The organism is Methylobacterium platani (genome assembly GCF_001653715.1).
In the GTDB taxonomy this organism is placed as follows: Bacteria; Pseudomonadota; Alphaproteobacteria; order Rhizobiales; family Beijerinckiaceae; genus Methylobacterium; species Methylobacterium platani.
In genome coordinates, this window is sequence record NZ_LWHQ01000105.1 from 1 (window position 1) to 835 (window position 835).

The window sequence follows — 835 nt, forward strand, 5'->3', positions numbered from 1 at the left end:
GATCATGGCGGCGAGCGGCGGCGCGGCGCCCGATCTCGGCCGGCTCGGCGCGGGCGAGTTCTACTTCGCCACCGAGGGCTCGGGGAAGCCGGCCAAGCTGCGCACGCCGCTCTGCCTCAGCCACCATCCGGCCAACCCGCCGACGCCCGAGGAGGTCGTCGCGCAGGCCCGGCGCTCGGCCAGGACGGAGGGACCCTGAGCCCGCCGGGCCCGGCGCCGGACCGATCCGTTAACCGTGAAACGTCGATTTCCGGCTTGCGCCGGCCTCAGGGTCTCTTACATCCCGGGCGTGCCCGAGTTGCCCCAATGGATCCTGCTGACCTCAGTTCATTCTCCAAGGAATTCCTGCGTATCGTAGAAGATTCCGGCCTCGCGGGGTCCTGGCAATGGTCGCTCGCATCCGGCGAGCAGCGCTGGTCGTCAGGATTCTTCCGGCTCCTCGGCCTGGATATGCATCCGGTCGACGCGACTTACGAGCTCTTCCGCGATCTCGTGCATCCGGACGACCGGGCCCTGCTGGCGAGTGCCGAGGAGATCCGGCAGGGCTGCGTCTCGCCGAAGGCGATCGTCCGGTTGATCCGGCCCTCCGGTGACCTGCGCATCCTCTCGGTCGCGTCGCAGCTGCGGGTCTCGCCGGAGGGCCGGCCGCTCGGGGTGAGCGGGGCCGCCCTCGACGTCACCGACCGGGAGCGGCTGCGGCGGATGCTGGCCGCGGAGGAGCGCCGGCGCCAGGCGCTCTACCTGACCACCTACGCGGCGACGTACTTCCTCGGCCCGGACCTCGTCCACGAATTCTCCGCCGAGGTGGCGCAGGTGCACGGGCTGTCCCTCGCGG

The 835-nt window shown here is 71.0% G+C and carries 2 protein-coding genes; both read left to right on the forward strand.

Annotation, left to right across the window (positions count from 1 at the left end; translation table 11 throughout):
* On the forward strand, nt 1–199 hold a 199-nt coding region (locus A5481_RS34880; protein WP_197514278.1), incomplete at its 5' end, for a hypothetical protein.
* A 107-nt stretch (nt 200–306) separates the two neighbouring features.
* The coding region (locus tag A5481_RS35535; RefSeq protein ID WP_245298682.1) for a PAS domain-containing protein at nt 307–835 on the forward strand (529 nt) is incomplete at its 3' end.